Annotated in this window: 17 protein-coding genes; 11 read left to right on the top strand and 6 right to left on the bottom strand. The window is 68.2% G+C overall.

All coding sequences use genetic code 11. The features are described 5' to 3' along the window. Positions 1-45 precede the first annotated feature (45 nt). From FHY06_RS25925 to FHY06_RS25890, 8 genes are read left to right on the top strand one after another with little or no spacing between them, the layout of a single operon-like run. Positions 46-1,662, top strand: a complete 1,617-nt coding sequence (locus tag FHY06_RS25925; protein ID WP_145761049.1) for an ABC transporter substrate-binding protein — start codon at positions 46-48, stop codon at positions 1,660-1,662. A 16-nt stretch (positions 1,663-1,678) separates the two neighbouring features. Continuing rightward, a complete protein-coding gene (locus FHY06_RS25920) occupies positions 1,679-2,656 on the top strand; it encodes an ABC transporter permease (protein WP_126185252.1) in 978 nt (325 codons plus the stop codon). 14 nt (positions 2,657-2,670) lie between these two features. Continuing rightward, a complete protein-coding gene (locus tag FHY06_RS25915; protein ID WP_409327469.1) occupies positions 2,671-3,564 on the top strand; it encodes an ABC transporter permease in 894 nt (297 codons plus the stop codon). A 31-nt stretch (positions 3,565-3,595) separates the two neighbouring features. Then, on the top strand, positions 3,596-4,654 hold the full coding sequence (locus FHY06_RS25910; protein ID WP_184606782.1) for an ABC transporter ATP-binding protein: 1,059 nt from the start codon (positions 3,596-3,598) through the stop codon (positions 4,652-4,654). Next, positions 4,651-5,688, top strand: coding sequence for an ABC transporter ATP-binding protein (locus tag FHY06_RS25905; protein WP_184606781.1), 1,038 nt, complete (start codon positions 4,651-4,653; stop codon positions 5,686-5,688). The genes FHY06_RS25910 and FHY06_RS25905 overlap by 4 nt, the downstream gene beginning before the upstream one ends. Then, positions 5,685-7,385, top strand: a complete 1,701-nt coding sequence (locus FHY06_RS25900; RefSeq protein WP_184606780.1) for an amidohydrolase — start codon at positions 5,685-5,687, stop codon at positions 7,383-7,385. The genes FHY06_RS25905 and FHY06_RS25900 overlap by 4 nt, the downstream gene beginning before the upstream one ends. Then, complete coding sequence (locus tag FHY06_RS25895) at positions 7,385-8,344, top strand: CobW family GTP-binding protein (RefSeq protein ID WP_184606779.1); 960 nt, start codon at positions 7,385-7,387, stop codon at positions 8,342-8,344. The genes FHY06_RS25900 and FHY06_RS25895 overlap by 1 nt, the downstream gene beginning before the upstream one ends. A gap of 53 nt (positions 8,345-8,397) precedes the next feature. Then, a complete protein-coding gene (locus FHY06_RS25890; RefSeq protein ID WP_184606778.1) occupies positions 8,398-8,859 on the top strand; it encodes a GNAT family N-acetyltransferase in 462 nt (153 codons plus the stop codon). Positions 8,860-8,866: 7 nt separating this feature from the next. Here the strand turns inward: FHY06_RS25890 and FHY06_RS25885 are convergent, their stop codons facing one another. Next, positions 8,867-9,208, bottom strand: a complete 342-nt coding sequence (locus FHY06_RS25885) for a hypothetical protein (RefSeq protein WP_184606777.1) — start codon at positions 9,206-9,208, stop codon at positions 8,867-8,869. Positions 9,209-9,407: 199 nt separating this feature from the next. Between FHY06_RS25885 and FHY06_RS25880 the strand changes: the two genes are divergently transcribed. Then, positions 9,408-11,315 carry a GspE/PulE family protein gene (locus tag FHY06_RS25880; protein ID WP_184606776.1) on the top strand — a complete coding sequence of 636 codons (1,908 nt, stop codon included), beginning with the start codon at positions 9,408-9,410 and terminating at the stop codon, positions 11,313-11,315. A gap of 15 nt (positions 11,316-11,330) precedes the next feature. Here FHY06_RS25880 and FHY06_RS25875 read toward each other — a convergent pair whose 3' ends face one another. Both FHY06_RS25875 and FHY06_RS25870 read right to left on the bottom strand, forming a co-directional pair. Next, the gene (locus FHY06_RS25875) at positions 11,331-12,965 is read right to left on the bottom strand and encodes a phospholipase D family protein (protein WP_260310684.1); all 1,635 of its coding nucleotides are present in this window, start codon (positions 12,963-12,965) and stop codon (positions 11,331-11,333) included. Between the two features lie 92 nt (positions 12,966-13,057). After that, positions 13,058-14,218, bottom strand: a complete 1,161-nt coding sequence (locus FHY06_RS25870; protein ID WP_184606775.1) for a DJ-1/PfpI family protein — start codon at positions 14,216-14,218, stop codon at positions 13,058-13,060. 42 nt (positions 14,219-14,260) lie between these two features. Here FHY06_RS25870 and FHY06_RS25865 point away from each other — a divergent pair, with 42 nt between their 5' ends. Both FHY06_RS25865 and FHY06_RS25860 read left to right on the top strand, forming a co-directional pair. Beyond that, the gene (locus FHY06_RS25865; protein ID WP_184606774.1) at positions 14,261-15,280 is read left to right on the top strand and encodes a GlxA family transcriptional regulator; all 1,020 of its coding nucleotides are present in this window, start codon (positions 14,261-14,263) and stop codon (positions 15,278-15,280) included. A 213-nt stretch (positions 15,281-15,493) separates the two neighbouring features. Continuing rightward, complete coding sequence (locus FHY06_RS25860) at positions 15,494-17,230, top strand: YadA family autotransporter adhesin (RefSeq protein ID WP_184606773.1); 1,737 nt, start codon at positions 15,494-15,496, stop codon at positions 17,228-17,230. A 37-nt stretch (positions 17,231-17,267) separates the two neighbouring features. Here FHY06_RS25860 and FHY06_RS25855 read toward each other — a convergent pair whose 3' ends face one another. The 3 genes from FHY06_RS25855 to FHY06_RS25845 all read right to left on the bottom strand — a co-directional run bounded on the left by FHY06_RS25855 (position 17,268) and on the right by FHY06_RS25845 (position 19,456). Beyond that, positions 17,268-17,579, bottom strand: a complete 312-nt coding sequence (locus FHY06_RS25855) for a 1-deoxy-D-xylulose-5-phosphate synthase (protein ID WP_184606772.1) — start codon at positions 17,577-17,579, stop codon at positions 17,268-17,270. 31 nt (positions 17,580-17,610) lie between these two features. Beyond that, positions 17,611-18,267 carry a restriction endonuclease gene (locus FHY06_RS25850; protein ID WP_184606771.1) on the bottom strand — a complete coding sequence of 219 codons (657 nt, stop codon included), beginning with the start codon at positions 18,265-18,267 and terminating at the stop codon, positions 17,611-17,613. Positions 18,268-18,373: 106 nt separating this feature from the next. Continuing rightward, positions 18,374-19,456 (bottom strand): DUF4419 domain-containing protein, encoded by a 1,083-nt coding sequence (locus tag FHY06_RS25845; RefSeq protein WP_184606770.1) that lies wholly within the window; start codon positions 19,454-19,456, stop codon positions 18,374-18,376. Positions 19,457-19,551 lie beyond the last annotated feature (95 nt).

Below are 19,551 nucleotides of genomic sequence, written 5' to 3'. Positions count from 1 at the left end.
AGGTCCGAATCCGATTGCCTGTGTCGAACTCCCCGAGGTCCTGTCATGCAGCTCCCGCTCCCTCCTCTTCCTCCCCTGCTCACGCGCCGCGCCACCCTGCTTTCCGCCACGCTGCTGGCAGCGAGCACCCTGCTCCCGCTGCCCGCTTCCGCGGCCGAGGAGCCGAAGCGCGGCGGCACGCTGGTGATCGGCAGCACGCAGACGCCGCGGCATCTCAACGGCGCGGTGCAGTCGGGCATTGCCACCGCCATGCCCTCCACGCAGATCTTCGCGAGCCCGCTGCGCTTCGACGACAAGTGGAACCCGCAGCCCTACCTGGCCGAGTCGTGGAAGCTGGCGGAAGACGGCAAGTCGCTCACGCTCAAGCTGCGCAAGGACGCGGTGTTCCACGACGGCAAGCCGATCACCTCGGCCGACGTGGCCTTCTCCATCATGGCCATCAAGGCCAACCATCCGTTCACGACCATGATGGGCCCGGTCGAGAAGGTGGACACGCCCGACCCGTACACCGCCGTCATCCGCATGAGCGTGCCGCACCCGGCCATCGTGCTGGCGATGTCGCCGGCGCTGTGCCCCATTCTTCCCAAGCACATCTACGGCGACGGGCAGGACCTGAAGAACCACCCGCGCAACACCACGGACGTTGTCGGCTCGGGCCCCTTCCGCGTGACCGAGTTCAAGCCCGCGCAGCGCATCGTGATGGAGCGCTTCGACAAGTTCTTCCTGCCCGGCAAGCCGTACCTCGACAAGGTGATCGTCAACGTCACGCCCGACATGGCCAGCCTGGTGCTGGGCCTGGAGCGCGGCGACATCCAGATGCTGCCCTTCGCCACGCTGCCCACGGACCTGAAGCGCTTCGCGAACGACCCGCGGGTGTCGCTCACGCCCAAGGGCTACGACGGCATCGGTGCGCTCAACTGGCTGGCCTTCAACACCGCCAAGAAGCCGCTGTCGGACGTGCAGGTGCGCAAGGCCATCGCCACGGCCATCGACAAGAACTTCATCGCCAAGGCGCTGATGGGCGGCTTCGCGACCGTCTCCGACGGCCCGCTGGTGGCCAGCAGCCCCTTCGCGGTGCCCGACCTGGTGCGCTATCCGCTCGACCTGAAGAAGGCCGGCGAGATGCTCGACGCCGCCGGCTACAAGGCCGGCGCGGGCGGCGAGCGCTTCAAGCTCACCATCGACTACCTGCCTGGCGCGGACGACCAGCAGAAGAACGTGGCCGAGTACATCCGCGGGCAGCTCAAGAAGGTGGGCATCACGGTGGAGGTGCGCGCCTCGGCCGACTTCCCGGCCTGGGCCAAGCGGCTGGCCTCGCACGACTTCGACATGTCGATGGACACGGTCTTCAACTGGGGCGATCCGATCATCGGCGTGCACCGCACCTACCTGTCGACCAACATCAAGCCCATCGTCTGGACCAACACCCAGTCGTACGCCAATCCGAAGGTGGACGAGCTGCTCAACACCGCCGGGGGCCTGATCGACCCGACGCAGCGCAAGGCCTACTACGCGACCTTCCAGAAGATCGTGACCGACGAGCTGCCCATCGAGTTCATCAACCAGGTGCCGTACCACACCATCACCAGCAAGAAGGTGGCGAACGTGCCGGTCACCATCTGGGGGCCGCTGTCGCCGCTCGACGAGGTGTACCTGAAGTAGGCGGGCGGGCGACATCATGGGCACGCTTCGCTACGCCGCCTCGCGGCTGCTCCAGGCCCTGGGCCTGGTGCTGGCCGTGGTGGTGCTCAATTTCGTGCTGGTGCACGCGGCGCCGGGCGATCCGGTGGAAACCATCGCGGGCGCCAGCGGCGGCATGTCGCCCGAGCTGATGGCGCAGTTGCGCACGCAGTACGGGCTCGACCGCTCGCTGCCGGTGCAGCTGGGCGTGTACCTCGGCAAGGTGGCGCAGGGCGACCTGGGCTACTCTTACTTCTTCAACCTGCCGGTGACCAGCATGATCGCCGAGCGCGTTCCAGCCACGCTGCTGCTGGTGCTGAGCGCGGTGCTGCTGGCCTTCTTCGTGGGCACCGCGCTGGGGGTGCTTTCATCGCGCAGGCCCAACGGGCTGCTGTCGCAGTTCATCACCGTGCTGTCGCTGGTGGGCTTCGCGGCGCCGGTGTTCTGGCTGGGGATCATGCTGGTGATACTGCTGGCCTCGGTGTTTCCGGTTCTGCCGGTGGCGGGCATGCGCTCCATCGACTCGACGGGCAGCGGCGGCTTCGCCGACATGCTCGACGTGGCGCACCACCTGGTGCTGCCCACGCTCACGTTGAGCCTGGTGTATCTCGCGCAGTACAGCCGGCTCGCGCGCTCGTCGATGCTCGACGTGCTGGGCTCCGACTTCATCCGCACCGCGCGCGCCAAGGGGCTGGCCGACCGCGTCGTGCTCTACAAGCATGCGCTGCGCAACGCGCTGCTGCCGGTGGTGACGGTGCTGGGCCTGCAGTTCGGCAACGTGCTGGCGGGCGCGATCCTGGTGGAGACGGTGTTCAACTGGCCCGGGCTCGGCCGGCTCGCCTTCGAGTCGGTGCTGCGGCGCGACTACCCGACCATCCTCGGCGTGCTGCTGTTCTCCTCCATCGTGGTGGTGGTGATGAACCAGCTCACCGACCTGTGCTATCGCTTCATCGATCCGCGGATCAAGGCCTCATGAGCAAGGTGATTCCAATGTCGACCGCTGCTGCTTCCGCTGCCGCATCCCCCAGACCCGCGGTGCGCGTCGAGCACCCGGGCATGGAGGCGATGCGCATGTTCCTGCGCAATCCGGCAGCCATCATCGGCATGGCGATGCTGGTCGCCGTGCTGCTGGTGGCCATCCTCGGGCCGTGGCTCTACCCCGCCGACCCGTTCGAGATCAAGGCCGCGCCGCTCACGCCACCCTTCAGCGAAGACGCCTGGCTCGGCAGCGACTACCTCGGCCGCGACGTGCTCACCGCGCTGATCTACGGCGGCCGCGCAACCCTGCTGGTGGGCGCGGTGGCCGCGCTGCTGTCGGTGCTGATCGGCATCACGCTGGGCGCCTTCGCCGGCTACTACGGCGGCAAGGTCGATGCCGCGCTGATGAAGCTCACCGAGTTCTTCCAGGTGCTGCCGGCGCTGCTGTTCGCGATGGTGGTGGTGACGCTTTTCTCGCCCACGCTGGTGACGGTGACGCTGGCCATCGGCATCGTGAGCTGGACCGGCACCGCGCGGCTCACGCGCGCCGAGTTCATGAAGTACCGGGGGCTGGAGTTCGTGCGGGCAGAGCGGGCCATCGGCGCGCGCGACGCACGCATCATCTGGAAGGTGATCCTGCCGAACGCGCTGCCGCCGCTGGTGGTGTCGGCCACGCTGGCCATCGGCGCGTCGATCCTTTTCGAAGCGGGGCTCTCCTTCCTCGGCCTGGGCGATCCGAACCAGATGAGCTGGGGCCTGATGATCGGCTCCAGCCGGCAGTACGTGCTGTCGTGCTGGTGGGCCGTGGCCTTTCCGGGTGCGGCGATCTTCATCACCGTGCTGGCCGTGAGCCTGATCGGCGACGGCCTGAACGATGCCCTCAACCCGAAGCTGAGGGAAAGATGAAGTCCACCGTGCGTGCGAAAGGTATCTCTGTATGACTCCGCCTTCCGATGACACGCTGCTGCGCGTGCAGGACCTGCACGTCGAGTTCAGCACGCGGCGCGGCAAGGCGCTGGTGCTCAACGGGGTCGACTTCGAGATCCGCGCCGGCGAGACGCTGTGCGTGGTGGGCGAATCGGGCTGCGGCAAGAGCATGACGGCGCTGGCGCTGCTGCGGCTCATTCCCTCGCCGCCGGGACGCATCCGCGGCGGACGGGTGCTGTTCCAGGGCGAAGACCTGGTGCAGGCCACCGACGCCCGCATGCGCGAGGTGCGCGGCAACCGCATCTCGATGATCTTCCAGGAGCCGATGACGTCGCTGAACCCGGTGTTCACCGTGGGCGACCAGATCGGCGAATCGCTGCAGCTGCACGCCGGCATGAACGCGCACGCGGCGCGGCAGCGCGCCATCGAGATGCTGCGGCAGGTGGGTATTCCGGCGCCCGAGCGGCGCGTGGACGAGTACCCGCACCAGCTCTCCGGCGGCATGCGACAGCGGGTGATGATCGCGATGGCGCTGGCCTGCAGGCCCGACATACTGATCGCCGACGAGCCCACCACCGCGCTCGACGTGACGGTGCAGGCGCAGATCTTCAACCTGCTGCGCGACCTGCAGCGCGAGAAGGGGACGGCCATCATGCTCATCACGCACGACATGGGCGCGGTGGCCGAGATGGCCGATCGCGTGATGGTGATGTACGCGGGCCGCGTCATCGAGCAGGGCACCACCGAGCAGGTGCTGTCGGAACCCGGCCACCCCTACACGCGCGGGCTGATCGACTGCCTGCCCGAACTCGGCAGCAGCGCGGCGCAGGAAAGCGACGGGCGCCACGACCTCGCCGAGATCGCCGGCGTGGTGCCTTCGATCTGGGAGCTGGGCACCGGCTGCGCCTTCCGCGAGCGCTGCCCGCGCGCGATGCCGCGCTGCGCGGCCGAGGTGCCGCCGATGTTCGCGGTGCATGGCGAGGTGGCCTCCGGCGTGCCGCATGGCGCAGCCTGCTGGCTGCATGCCGAGCCGGCGGCTGCGGCACAACCCCGAAGGGAGGCCGCATGACGTTCATCGGCAAGACCGACACGCTGCTTTCGGTCGACGACCTGAAGGTGCACTTCCCGCGCGGCAAGTCCGGCTGGGGCCGAACGCCCGAGGTGGTGAAGGCGGTGGACGGCGTGTCCTTCGCGGTGCGCCGCGGCAGCACGCTGGCGGTGGTCGGCGAATCGGGCTCGGGCAAGACCACGACCGCGCTGGCGGTGATGCGGCTCGCGCCGGTCACCTCTGGGCGCATGCAGCTGGGCAACACCGATCTGGGTGCGCTGCAGGGCGAGGCGCTGCGGCAGGCGCGCACGCGCATGCAGATCATCTTCCAGGACCCGTTCTCCTCGTTGAACCCGCGCGAGCGCGCGGGCGCCGCCGTGCGTGCGCCGCTCGACCTGATGCGGGTGGGCACGCCCGAGGAGCGCACGCGCCGCGTGGCCGAGCTCTTCGAGGCGGTGGGCCTGCGGCCGGAGCAGCAGCACCTGTTTCCGCACCAGTTCTCGGGTGGGCAGCGCCAGCGCATCAACATCGCCCGGGCGCTGGCCACCAACCCGGAGCTGGTGGTGTGCGACGAGCCGGTGTCGGCGCTCGACATCGCCATCCGCGCGCAGATCCTGAACCTGCTGGCACGGCTGCAGCGCGAGCTGGGCCTGACCTACCTCTTCATCTCGCATGACATGGCGGTGGTGGAGCACATCTGCGACGACATCGCAGTGATGTACCTGGGCCAGATCGTCGAGCGCGCGCCGCGCCGCAGCTTCTTCGCGCGGCCGCTGCACCCGTACAGCGTGGCGCTGATGTCGGCGGTGCCGACCGTGAGCGGCGGAAGGCGTCGCGCCGCGAACCGCATCAAGCTGAGCGGAGACCCGCCCAGCCCCATCGACCCGCCCAAAGGCTGCCGCTTCGCCGGCCGCTGCCCGGTGGCGGAAGCGGCCTGCGCGGCGGAACTGCCGCCGCTGCGCGAGGTCGCGCCCGATCATTGGGTACGCTGCAGGCGCGTCGACGTCATCGACGGGCTGCCGCGCCCTCCTCTTTCGATTCCCGAGTCGCCATGAGCCAGACGAACAACACCACCACCATCTTCGCCGCCCGCAAGATCATCACCATGAACCCGATGCAGCCGCACGCCACCCACGTGGCGGTGCGCGACGGCCGCGTGCTGGCCGTCGGCGCGCTCGCGGACATGCAGGGCTGGGGGCCCTTCACGCTCGACGAGCGCTTCGCCGGCAAAGTGCTGATGCCCGGCCTCGTCGAAGGCCACTGCCACCTGAAGGAAGGCAGCATGTGGGACTGGACGTATCTCGGCTGGTTCGACCGCCGCGACCCCGAGGGCAAGGTGTGGAGCGGCCTGCGCTCGATGGACGAGGTGGTCTCGCGCCTCTCGGAAGTGGCCGCGAGGATGACGGCCGAGGGCATTCCCGACACCGAGCCGCTCGTCGCCTGGGGATTCGATCCGATCTACTTCGGCGGCGAGCGCATGACGGTGCGCCACGTGGACCGAGCGAGCAGCACGCGGCCCATCGTCATCGGCCATGCCAACGGCCACCTGATGAACGTCAACAGCGCGATGCTGCGCATCGCCGAGATCACGCGCGACAACGAAGTCGAAGGCGTGGTCAAGTTCGCCGATGGCGACAGCGCGGGCGAGCCCACCGGCGAGCTGCAGGAGCCGGCCGCGATGTTCCTGGTGCTGCGCAAGATCGGCAATGCCGGCCTGCTCGCGCCGATGACCGAGGCCGGCGTGCGCTCCTTCGCGCGGCTGGCCTGCCTGCAGGGCGTGACCACCGCGACCGACCTGGTCAACAAGCTCACGCCCGAGGACTGCGGCGTGCTGGAGAAGGCCACGGGCGACGACGGTTTCGGCGTGCGCATCCTGCCCGCGTTCCAGGCCTTCCACGGCACGCACGGTGCCGCGCAGGGTGCGGAGCACGTGAAGTCGCTGATGCCGCGCAACACCGACCGGCTGCGCTACGGCCTGGTGAAGATGATGCTCGACGGCTCGATCCAGGGCTTCTCGGCGCGGCTGCGCTGGCCGGGCCACTTCAACGGCGCGCCCAACGGCATCTGGGTGACCGCACCCGCGCAGTACGAGGCCGACTTCGAGACCTACCACCGCGCGGGCCTCACGATCCACACGCACACCAACGGCGACGAGGCCAGCGAGGTGGCCATCGACGCCATCGAGCGGGTGCTCGCGCGCGCGCCGCGTCCCGACCACCGCCACACGCTGCAGCACGGCCAGATGATCGACGCGCCGCTGTTCCGCCGCATGGCATCGCTGGGGCTGTGCGCCAACCTGTTCGCCAACCACATCTGGTACTGGGGCGACCAGCACTACGAAATGACCATGGGCCCCGACCGCGCCAACCGCCTCGACGCCTGCGGCAGCGCGCTCGCGGCCGGCGTGCCGCTGGCCATTCACTCCGACGCGCCGGTGACGCCGCTCGGCCCGCTCTTCACCGCATGGTGCGCCGTCAACCGCATCACGCCCCAGGGCCGGGTGCTCGGCGAGACAGAGCGCATCACCGTGCCGCAGGCGCTGCGCGCCATCACGCTCGGTGCCGCATGGACGCTGAAGCTCGACGGCGAGATCGGCAGCATCGAATGCGGCAAGCGCGCCGACTTCTGCGTGCTGGAAGACGACCCGCTGGAGATGGACCCGATGGCGCTGAAGGACGCGCGCGTGTGGGGCACGGTGCTGTCGGGCCGCGTGTTCGAGGCCCAGAGGGTTCAAGTGAGCCGGGGCGCGTGATGCCGGCAAGTCGCTTGCCGTTCACCGTCATCGGCGGCTTTCTGGGGGCAGGCAAGACCACGCTGCTCAACCGCTGGCTGCGCGAGGCGAAGGGGCTGCGCATGGCGGTGCTGGTGAACGACTTCGGCGCGCTCAACATCGATGCCGATCTCATCGCCGCCACCCACGGCGACACCACCGCGCTGACCAACGGCTGCGTGTGCTGCCAGATCGGCGATGACCTGGGCCGCGCGCTGGTGGACGTGATCGAGGCGAAGAAGCCCTTCGACGCGGTGGTGATCGAGGCCAGCGGCGTGTCGGACCCGTGGCGCATCGCGCAGATCGGCATGGCGGCGCCGGAGCTGAGCCTCGAAGGCGTCATCGTGCTGGTGGACGCGAGCGTGGCTGCACGGCAGTCGGCGGATCCGCTGCTGGCCGACACGCTCGCGCGGCAACTGAAGTCGGCCGACCTCGTGGTGCTGAACAAGGCCGACATCGCTTCGGCCGAGGCACTGGCCGAAGCGAAGGCCTGGGTGGAAGGCAACGCGCCCGGCACGCCGTGCATCGAGACCGTCGAGGCGGCGGTGCCGCTGGCGCTGGTTTCGGGGCTTTCGCAGCCCGCCCTGGCGCCGCATGCATGCGGTCCGGGTTGCGACCACGACCACGACCATGGGCACGGCACGCCCGACCACGGAGCGATCTTCCAGACCTGGAGCGCGCAGCCCGAAGCGACGATCCCGGCTGCCACGCTGCGCGCCTGGTTGCGCGAGATGCCGCCGGGCGTGCTGCGGCTCAAGGGCCTGCTGCGCACGGGACGAGGCGCGCAAGGCGACGAGTGGTCCGAGGTGCAGTACGCAGGCCGGCACGGCTCGGTGCGCAAGGTTTCGCCGCCTCCGGGGCCGGCCCGCGCGGGCGTCGTCGCCATCGGCCTGCAAGGGCATTTGCCTGAAAAGATGCTGAAGGAATTCTTCGCGGCCTGAGCGGCGTCGAACCTGTCGTGATGCAATCGCGGGTTTCAACGCGATCCGACGCCATGACCTCTTCCCTGTTGATCCGCCCGCCCGTGGCCGCCGACTACCCGGCATGGAAACCGCTCTGGGACGGCTACAACGCCTTCTACGGCCGCGAGGGCCCGACCGCCCTCGCTGACGAGATCACGCAGGCCACCTGGCAGCGCTTCTTCGATGCCTACGAACCCGTGCATGCGCTGGTGGCAGAGCGCGACGGGCAGCTGGTCGGCCTCACCCACTATCTCTTTCACCGCAGCACCACCCGTCTGGAGCCGACCTGCTACCTGCAGGACCTGTTCACGCTGCCCTCGGAACGCGGCAAGGGCGTCGGCCGGCAGTTGATCGAAGGCGTGTACGAACGCGCGAAGCTCGCGGGCGTGCACCGCGTGTACTGGCAGACGCAAGTGACCAACACGGCGGGCCGCAAGCTCTACGACAAAGTCGCCACGCACGACGGCTTCATCGTGTACGGCACGCTGGTCTGAGCCGGGCTCAGTACTTGATCGTCACCCCGGCCTTCACGCCGTTGTTGGTCTTGCCGTCCGTCTGCACCCCGCCCGAGAACGACACGTTGCCGCCGGTGCTGGCGCCGAGCGAGTAGATGGGCCGGGGCGTGGAGGTGTCGGTGCCGATGTAGGTGCCGCTGCCGTCGGGGCGCTGCACGCCGACGGTGGCGCCGTTGACGGTGGCCGACGTCTCCGTGGGATTGACGTTCGGGGCGACATAGACGGTGCCCTTCTCGTCGTTGTCTACAGGCAGCTTGATGGGCTCTGCCCTCGCCGCGAAGCCGAGCATGCCCAGCACTGCGCTGGTGGCAAGTACGTATCGATGCATTCCTTCGATGTTTGACGAGGTGCCGGCCGGCGCGCGTAGGACGACAGGAAATCCGGCATGCAGACCGTGCCGCCCGGTCGATGTCGCGAGTTAACTCGTTGTTAACCTGAGTACTTGCGTACTCAAGCTCGAACCTGTGGCAATGGACACGATCACGCTCTACGATCGATGCACGAAATCGAGCAGGAGAACCTCCCCAATGTCCATCAACGAAGTCGTCATGCCGGAGCAATTGCTTAGCGCGCTCGACGCCCAGAGCCGCACGCCCATCGCACGCATCGGCGAGGCGCTGATCTCGCTGGACATGATCACGCAGGCGCAACTGCGCGCCGGGCTCGAGCGCCAGAAACTCGATCCGATGGTGCCGCTGGGCGAAACGCTCGTGCGCATGGGCGTGGTGAGCCGGGGCCAGCTGCAGGCGGCGCTGGTGCGCAAGATGGGCTACCCGCTGGTCAACCTGCATCTGTTTCCGCCGGCAGCCGAGGCGCTGCGCAAGCTGCCGCATGCGGTGGCGCGCAGGCTGCAGGTCATGCCGCTGATGCTGCACGAGGGGCGGCTGATCGTCGCCATCGACGATCCGACCAGCCGGCATTCGGCGCTCGACGAGGTCGAGTTCATCGCGCAGATGAAGGTCACGCCGGTGGTCGGCCAGTGCCTGGACCTCGACGGCGTGCTGAACGCGGTGTACGAGAAGATCGGCGAGCACACGGGCGGGTCGTCCAACCCCTTCGCGGCCCATTTCGATCCGAGCCAGCCGCTGGACTTCGACGTAGCCGGCACGAGCGAGCTGCTGCAGACGCTGGAGAAGGAAGTCGCCGCCCCGCAGACGGCGAGCGAGACGCCCATCGAGCAGTCCGACAACTCGCTGGTGCGCATGATCAACAGCATGATCATCGAGGCGCACCGCGAGGGCGTCTCCGACATCCACATCGAGAGCTACCCCGGCCAGGAGAAGACACGAATCCGCTTCCGGCGCGACGGCCTGCTGCACACCTACCTGGAGCTGCCGCCGAGCTACCGCAACGCGATCGTCGCGCGCGTCAAGATCATGTGCGACCTCGACATCAGCGAGAAGCGCAACCCGCAGGACGGCAAGATCAACTTCGCCAAGTACTCGCCGCAGCACCGCATCGAGCTGCGCGTGGCGACCATTCCCACCAACAACGGCCTCGAGGACGTGGTGATGCGCATCCTGGCATCGGCCAAGCCCATTCCGATGGACCGGCTGGGCCTGTCGCCCGACAACCTCGCGCAGCTGACGAAGGCGGTCGAGCGCCCCTACGGCATGGTGCTGTGCGTGGGCCCGACGGGCTCTGGCAAGACCACCACGCTGCACTCGGCGCTCATGCACATCAACACGCCCGAGCGCAAGATCTGGACGGCGGAAGACCCGGTGGAGATCACCCAGTCGGGGCTTCGGCAGGTGCAGATCAATCCGCGCATCGACTGGACCTTCGCGAAGGCGCTGCGCGCCTTCGTGCGCGCCGACCCCGACGTGATCATGGTGGGCGAGATCCGCGACGAGGAAACCGCCAGGACCGCCATCGAAGCCTCGCTGACCGGCCACCTGGTGCTCTCGACCCTGCACACCAACAGCGCCCCCGAGACCGTCACGCGCCTGCTGGACATGGGCATGGACCCGTTCAACTTCGCCGACTCGCTGCTGGCCGTGCTTGCGCAGCGGCTGGTGCGGCGGCTGTGCACGCAGTGCATCACCGGCACGCCCGCGAGCCCCGAGGCCATCGGCGAACTGCTCGATGACTACATGCACGCCTTCGGACCCGAGCAGCAGCGCGACGCGGCGCAGCGCCAGGCGGTGCTGGCGGGCTGGGTGCAGCGCCACGGCCGCGACGGCCGGCTGCACACCTACACCAGCAAGGGCTGCAAGCACTGCGGCGACACCGGCTTCAAGGGCCGCGTGGGCATCCACGAGCTGATGACCATGTCGAGGACCCTGCGCCGCCTGGTGCAGACCGGCGCGCGCGCCGAGGAGCTGCAGCAGGCCGCACTGGGTGAGGGCATGCGCACGCTGCGCCAGGACGGCATCGAGAAGGTGCTGGCCGGGCAGACCAGCATCGAGGAAGTGCGCGCGACCAGCAACGTGTGATCGGCCTCGAGCGGGCTACAGCTCGCTCACCGGAATGAACGGCGCGATCAGCCGCAGCTTCAGCCGCTGCCACGCGGTGGTTTCCGGCGGCACGTCGTAGGCCGTCTGCGTGCCGTCCTCGTTGTCCTCCACCCATTCGATGTCGCGGCCGCTCGCGTCCAGCCGCAGGCGGTAGGCGCTGCCGGCATCGGCGAAGCTGTCGAGCTGCCTGGCCATCTGCGGGCTCTCGATGATGAGGCCCAGCTCGGTGTTGAGGCGGGCCGAGCGCGGGTCGAGGTTCATCGAGCCCAGGAACACCTCCTTGTGGTCGACGATGCCGTTCTTCATGTGCAGGGCGCCGGTGCGATGGCCGAAGATGCCGAGCTTGCCCCGCTTCACGCTCAGCGTGGGGCTCAGCTCGTAGATGGCCACGCCCGACTTCAGCAGCTCGTGGATGTGCGGCCAGTAGCCCACGTACACCCAGGGCTCGTCGGTGGAGGCCAGCGAGTTGGTGACCAGTTCGACCTTGATGCCCGCGGCCTGCGCCTCGGCGAGGCTGGCCACGGCCGCGTCGGAGGGCACGAAGTATGGCGACACCATCTTGATGCTCGATCGCGAGGTGCGGAACCACCGGATCACGCCCTCGGTCACCGTGCCCTTGATGGAGTTCTCGCGTTCGTTCAGACCCTCGGTCTTGCTGAGCGGATCGAACAGCACCCGCGCACGGGCCCACAGCAGCGGGCTGAGCCGGGCCTCCGCCAGCTCGAAGGGCAGATTGAGCATCGGCACCATCTCCTGCGGCAGCAGGGAGGGCTCGCCCTCGACGGGGTTGGCGATCCTGCCGTCGAGCGGAATGCGCGGCGCCTGCGGCGGCCTGGCGGCGGCCGTGAGCCTGTCGAAGTTCTGCCGCAACTGCTCGGGCGTGAGCGCGCTGCTGGCGATGCGCCCCACCGGGTAGACGACCGTGCTGTTCCAGTAGTGGTCGAACTCGTCGGACAGCTGCCGCACCACGGGGCCGGCCGCGAACACGTCCATGTCGATGAAATTGCTGCCGGCGGCGTTCATCACGTATTCGTCGGCCATGTTGCGGCCACCCGCCACCGCCGCCACGTTGTCGGCCACGAAGAGCTTGTTGTGCATGCGCCGGTTGACGCGGCCGAACTCCAGCCCCGAGCTGATGAAGCGCGTCACGTCGCTGCCGCGTCCGCCGGGAAAGGGGTTGAACAAGCGCACCTGCACATTCGGGTAGCTGGCGAGTGCGAGGAGCAGGTCGTCCTCGCCGGTGGTGTAGAGGTCGTCGACCAGCAGCCGCACACGCACGCCGCGCTGCGCGGCGTCGCGCAGCTCGCGCATCAGGGCGCGGCCGGTGTTGTCGGCGGCGAGCAGGTAGTACTGCACGTCGAGGCTGCGCGTGGCGAGCTTCGCGAGCTCGATGCGGGTAGCGAAGGACGTGGGGCCGTAGGGCAGGAGCTGGAAGCCCGAGCGATCGTCGGAACGATCCTCAGGCAGGACCCGGCGCGTGATCGCATCCAGCGGCGTGTTCGAGAAATCCGCAATGGCCGTGACGGGCCGGTCGGACACCGGCGGAGGCAGCGTGGAGCATGCGCTCATCAGCATCGAGAACACCAGCGCCAATGCGGCAACGGGTGCGCGCCAGCATGCGGTCATCATTTGTTCAGCTCCCGGCTTGTCGGTTGCGGCTTCGCCTCCCGCTCAAGGGGGAAAGGGCGATCCGGCCGAGAGTATGACGCGCCGACGCCGCCTCAGCCTGCGCAGGCGGCGGCGCGCTGCTGCGCGGGGTATTCCATCTCGAGCATCACCCAGTCGCGGCGCGCGGCGCCGTGCCGGCCGGCGATCTCGCACAGGGTGCGATCCAGTTGCGGCACCGGCTTGAGCGTGGCCGACAGCGGCAGGCGCAGCGCACCTACGTCGCCTGCGCCCGCAGGACGTGCCGTCAGCACGAGCCCGCTGCGCAGCCTGACCGGCCCCGAGGGCGACACCGCCTCGACGCGGACGCGCCCGGTGCGCTCCCAGGCATCGGTGGCGAGTGCGAGCGAGACGTCGTCCATGCCGTCTCGCACCTCGACCGTCCAGCGCTCACCGCGCCAGAAGGCGGCCTTGTCGAGCAGATAGTCGATGCGCTTGCCGTTGTCGAGCGCGAAGGGTGTGCTGTCGTGCGCCGGGCTCCAGGACACCGCGCCCAGATCGGCCGCGACCGCGGACGCCTTCTCGCGTCCGCCGATGGCCTCCACCAGCGCCAGCATGGCGGGCACCGACGCGGTGATGCCGGTGGTGGTGGCCACACCCCGGTCCACCACGTAGCGGCGGTGCGGGACGTGCGTGGAGCCCGGGTGGCGCTTCAACAGCGTGCCGCGGTCGTACCAGTGGCCTGCGAAGCGACGGCCGTCGAGCAGGCCGGCCTGTCCGACCACCCGGGCGCCGGAGCACACACCGATCACGCGGGCGCCCTGCCCGGCCTGACGACTGAGCCAGCCGGTGATCTCGGGCGCATCGTCCGACATCATCGCGGGGACGATCACGTAGTCGGCACCCGCAGGGTGTGCGCGGTCGAAGCTGGCGAAGTCCTGCGCGCCATCCACCTGCAGCGCCGGGAACAGATCGACCTGCCCGGCGCGCGGCGCGACGATGCGCACATCGGCCACGTCCGCGCGCTGCAGCACCGCATACGGCAGCATCAGGTCGGTCATCTCGGTGCCTTCGTTGGAGGCGAGCACGGCGACGACCGGCCGGGCACCGCTAGCGCCACGGGGCTTCATCGCATCGACGAACGCCTGGTGATCGCGCTGCAGCGCCGCTGCATCGTCAAGGGGCGGCGGCAGCGGCGCACCGGCGGAACAGCCCGCCAGAACCAGCATCGCCAGCCAGGCGGCAGCGAGCGCGCGTGAAAATGACCCAGTGAACATCGACCTTTCTCCATGACTGCAGGCAAGGCCCCGAGACTACGAATGCCCACACTGCCCCACAAGGACGAAGAAGCCGCAGTTTCTGCCAGCACGGGCGCCGCCGGTGCCGTGGTGCTGGTCGCGTTCGATGGCGTCGAGGCCATCGACATCGCGGGCCCGGCCAGCGTCTTCAGCAAGGCCGAGCAGATGCGCCCCGGCACCTACCGGCTGCACATCGCCTCGCCGGCCGGCGGCAGCGTGCTCACCAATGGCGGCCTGAGCTTCGCGGGCACGCTGGCGCTGCGCGATCTGCCGCACGAGATCGACACGCTGATCGTGGCCGGCGGCGACGAGCCCTCGGTGCGCTCGGCCATCTTCGAGCACAGGGTGAGCGATTGGATCGCCGAAGCCGCGCCGCGTATGCGCCGCGTGGCAAGCGTTTGCACCGGCGCCTTCGCGCTCGCGGCAGCCGGCCTGCTCGACGGCCGCGAGGCCACCACCCACTGGAGCGCCTGCGACATGCTGCAGGCGCTGCGCCCGCAGGTGCGCGTGCAGCGCGAGCGCATCTACGTGCACGACGGCGCGATGTGGACCTCGGCCGGCGTCACCACCGGCATCGAGCTCGCGCTGGCCCTGGTGGAGGACGACCTGGGCCGCGCCGTGTCGATGGACATCGCCCGCACCCTGGCGCTGCCCATGCTGCGCGGCGGCGAGCAGCCCCAGCTGAGCCAGGCGCTCGAGGCGCAGGCCACGGCCAGCCACCGCCTGCGCGAGCTGGTCGCGTGGATAGGCACGCATCCGCAGGAAGACCTGTCGGTCGAGGCGCTGGCCGACCGCGTGCAGATGAGTCCGCGCAATTTCGCGCGCGCCTTCGCGGCCCAGACCGGCCGCACTCCCGCGCGCTTCGTCGAGCAGACGCGCGTTGCCGCCGCCGCGCAGTTGCTGCGGCAGACGCAATGGACGCAAGAGAAGATCGCCAGCCGCAGCGGCTTTCGCTCGGTGGATGCGTTGCAGCGCGCGTTCGCGCGGCAGCATGGGGTGACGCCGCAGGGGTATCGCGACGAAGGCGGTGCCAGCCGCTGAGCCACCAAATCGCTGCCGCGCCGCGATAGCAGCGAGCAATTGCCTCGGACATCGGTGAGCCTCAGGTCGTGGCCGACCTTGTGGATCAGCATGCCCGGCACGGCTCTCCGAAAAAGGCCTGATCTACCAGTTCTCGGGTATGGCGACTCTGGAAACAAAAACACACACTTGCGCTGTTTTTGTCTTGTCTGCCGTTTCAACGAAGGAGGAACCATGACCGCTCGACTCCGCCCCGTACTCAGATGCCTGCAGGCCGCCGCATTGCTCGCTGTCGGAAGCGCCCACGCAGCGGGCTATGTGGCCGGCGACCCGGGCAACCCGGGGCCCAACCTGCCAGGCTGGTCGAGCTCCGGCGGCGGTGCCGGCCCCACGGTCCAGGGAGACGGCACCACGGCGATCGGCGCGGGCGGCGACGGCAGCAACGGAACCGCCGGGGGAGCCGGCGGCACGGGCGGTGCCGGCGCCAGTGCGAGTGCAAACGGCGCGACGGCCATCGGCGGTGGCGGCACCGCCGGCCAGGGCTTTGCGGGTGGCACAGGCGGCGCCGGCGGCAGCGGTGCGCAGGCTTCGGCCAGCGGTGCCATCGCGGTCGGCGCGGGAGGCCAGGGCGCAGAAGGCTGCTGCGGTTTCCCCGGCCACGCCGGCGGCAGCGGCGCGCAGGCGTCGGGCGCCTCGGCGATCGCCATCGGCAGCGCCTCGGGCACCACCCCGGGCGCGGTGGCCTCGGGCAACGGCAGCACCGCGATCGGCGGCGCGTACGGCGGATCGGCAGGCGCGTCGGCGCTGGCCACCGGCGGCGTAGCCATCGGCTCGGGCAGCCAGGTCGCGGCCGGCGCGACCAACAGCATCGCCATCGGCGCCAACTCGGTCGCCACCACGGCGAACACGGTTTCATTCGGATCGGCCGGCCAGACGCGCACTCTCGTCAACGTGAGCGCGGGCGCTGTGAACGCAACCAGCACCGATGCGGTGAACGGCAGCCAGCTCTACACCGTGCAGCAGGCCTCCAACACGGCCTTGGGTCTCGCGCAGAATTCGGCGCAGTACGGCGCGGGCGGCGCCACGCTGCAGCTCAACGCCAACAATGGTGCTGGGACGGTCATCAACAATGTGGGCACCGGCCAGGCAAGCACCGATGCGGCCAACGTCGGCCAGGTGCAGCAGGCGCAGCAGACGGCCATCACCACTGCCAACAACTTCACCGTGCAGCAGTTCAGCGCGCTGCAGTCGCTGATGAACCAGGCCCTGTCCAGCGGCGTGTGCGCGGTGAGCGCAAGCGGCTCGGTGGCCTGCGGCCCGGGCGCGGGCGCCAGTGGCGCGGGCAGCACCTCGATGGGTACCAACGCGCAGGCCACCGGAGAGAACACCGTGGCCGTCGGCAACGGCGCGCAGGCCAACCACGCGGGCTCCGTGGCCATCGGCGCGGGCGCGAAGGCGCTGGCCGATCCCACCACCGCGGTGGGCAACAACGCCGTGGCCGCCGGCAACAACGCCGTCGCGCTGGGCGCGAACACGCTGGCCAGCGGCAACAACGCGGTGGCGCTGGGCCAGGGCTCGGTGGCCGATCGAGACAACACCGTGTCGGTCGGCAACGCCGCCACCAACCAGTTGCGCGGCATCACGAATGTCGCGCCAGCCCTGCTGGCCACCGACGCCGTCAACCTCGGCCAACTGCAGCAGGCCGTGGCCAACGCGACCAGCCAGGCGAACGCCTTCGCCGCGCAGGGCGTCGCGGCGGCGCTGGCCATGCCATCGATGCCGACGCTGGCTGCAGGAAAGAAATGGATGGGCGCCGCCGTCGGCAACTACGCGGGCGCATCGGGGCTGGGCGTCGCCTTCGGCTACCAGGTCAACGACAACCTGAACCTGGGGGTGGGACTCTCGACCGCGACCAGCAGCGGAAGCGGCAGCCGGGTAGCGGCCCGGGTGCAGGCGGGGTACGCGTGGTGAAGCTTGCGTGCGGCGTCGATTGGTCGTGGGCCTGCGGCTACCAGTGCCGCACTGTGGTTCTGCGGATCTTCGACCAATACTCGTCGCGCACATCATCGTCTATGGTGGGCCGGATGTGCGTCGGATAAAGGGCATCGCGCCCATCCTTTCGAGGTCCTGAAATCCAGTAGTGCTCGCCGGTTTCCACGTCGAAATAGTTCGACTTGAAGCCGCTTCCCTTCAAGCTGCTGAACGTCTTTCCCGCGTAGTAGAGCGTTGCGCCCGTCTTGGAAACCCTGACCCGGCCGATGCGGGCCGGTCCCGTCAGACCGTTCGACTTCGCCTCGATGTACATGATGCGGCTCTTCATGGAACTGCAACTCCACTGAGTGAACGCCGTTTCAGGCCCTGCCCGCCATCTGCATCTTGTTCATGCATCGCAGCCGGGCGAAGTTGGCACAGCCCCAGAACGGGTTGCCGCCATCCTTGGGCTGACGCTCCACCATCTTGATGCCGCACTTGACACAGGTCGGTCGCCAGTAATCGCCTTCGTAGGCCACGCAGAGAAGCGCCGCCTGCTGTTCTGGCGTGCGCTTCGCAATCAGTTGCAGCAACCCCTGCCGATCCTGCGCGTTGATGCCGTTGGCCTTCGCGAAAGCCAGTGCATCGGATGTGAAGGTGGAGCTGGTGGCAAACGTGCCGTACTGCAGATCATGCGACTTGAGCACCCCGAAGAACTCGCGCACCTGTTGCACCGCAACAGGCTTGCTTCGCCAGTGCTTGCACTGGACGATCATCGGCTTGGGACTGTTTTCCGAATGAAGCCAAATATCGATGCCGCCGTCGGCACCATGCGACTGGCTTTCCGTTCGCATGCCCGCCTGGGCGAACAGCGCCTCGCAAAGCGCCTCGAACCTCCGCCATTCGATGTCGTCGAAAACCTGGGCCGACCAACTGGCCTGAGGTCGCGGTCTTGCACCACTGCTCTCGGGTGATTCGGTCTTCGCAGGTCTCGCCTCTTGCGTTTTGGCTTCGCTCCTTCGCCAGAAACCCGCCATGTTCCACCTCCTGGAGACAAATGTAGCTTGATGTCACCAAGGCACAAACATCCGTACTTTTGCCGATGTCGAGCCCCCCGGGACATGGACCAAGCATGCGGCTTATTCAGACCACTTCGGAATTCTCATGAACCACCGCCCACCCAAAGCTGGCTGCCAGTGCGCCAGTCTCCTCGTCCTGCTCAACGCCGAACATACCCGCCACGAATCGCATCTGATGCTTTAGACCAGTCAGTTCATCGATGCAGCGCAGAGGAGCACTGGCCAATGCTTGCGGTATGGCCCCGATGCCAGGGCCTTCGGGCGGAACGTCGTAGCGCAACCAACTGGTGCGCGTATTTGCGGCGTCGAGGTGCGCTTTCCAACGGCCCAGGTATTTGTTGGGCCCGAGCGCATTGGTACTCCAATCGACTATCAAGTACGGAAACAAAGTGACGATCCAGCCGGTCAGCTCGGACGGCCCGGAACCGCTCTGGTAGCGGAAGAATGAGCGCCAGAAGTCGATATCGACTTCACCTGCCGCGGCACGGTGGATCTTGTCCAGAACGGCGCAGAGCGTCTCGCTCCATTCCTCAAGTCCATAGGTAGCGAGCTGCCTGATGCGAGGAATCATCGAAGCCCAATCTTCCGGGGTACCGAGCAGCCTTATCTCGGGAATACCGCAACCGCAACGCACCTCATAGTCGAAGTAGCCTTCGAAGGTTTCCATCAGGCAGACATCAAATGCGGCCGCTTCAACGAGAGTGGTGGTCGAAAAGCGGACGCTGACAACATCCTTCAGTTCACCTACGCATTCTCCGATCTGCACGGAGAAGGCATCGAAAACCTCGGGCCACGGGTTCGGCTGGCCGAGAACGAAATCGGGCCTCGCGACAACAAGTGTTCTCTTGCCCTCGTGCGTCACCAATCGCGATCGGAGCACTTCGGCGTTCTGTCGCACATGTGCGGCGAAACCCTGAGCTATGCAAAACCAGATGTCGTCCGGTCGAATCACCAATGGATGGTGATCGTAGAAGGCGTCATGAGCCGCTTTCACAAATGCGTGCTGCGTATCGCACGAGACCAAGCGGGCCGCAGCGCAGTGCATGTCCTCGGCCGGCTTGACGAGCAAGCTGCGGACGCACTCCCGCGCGTCGAGTGACTCGTAAGGCTTGCCACGGGCCACATCAGAAACTGCAAATGTCTTCATCTCTTGCTCCCTGTTGATCCATCACTGTTCTATACCAGAGCGGACTGCACGCATTTCAAGACAGATGCTTACGCCCACGCACGGTATCGCGCCTC

This window comes from Variovorax atrisoli, assembly GCF_014195185.1.
Classification (GTDB): Bacteria; Pseudomonadota; Gammaproteobacteria; order Burkholderiales; family Burkholderiaceae_C; genus Variovorax; species Variovorax atrisoli.
The sequence above is the reverse complement of the archived record's forward strand: the minus strand, read 5'-3'. Positions and strand labels throughout refer to the sequence as shown.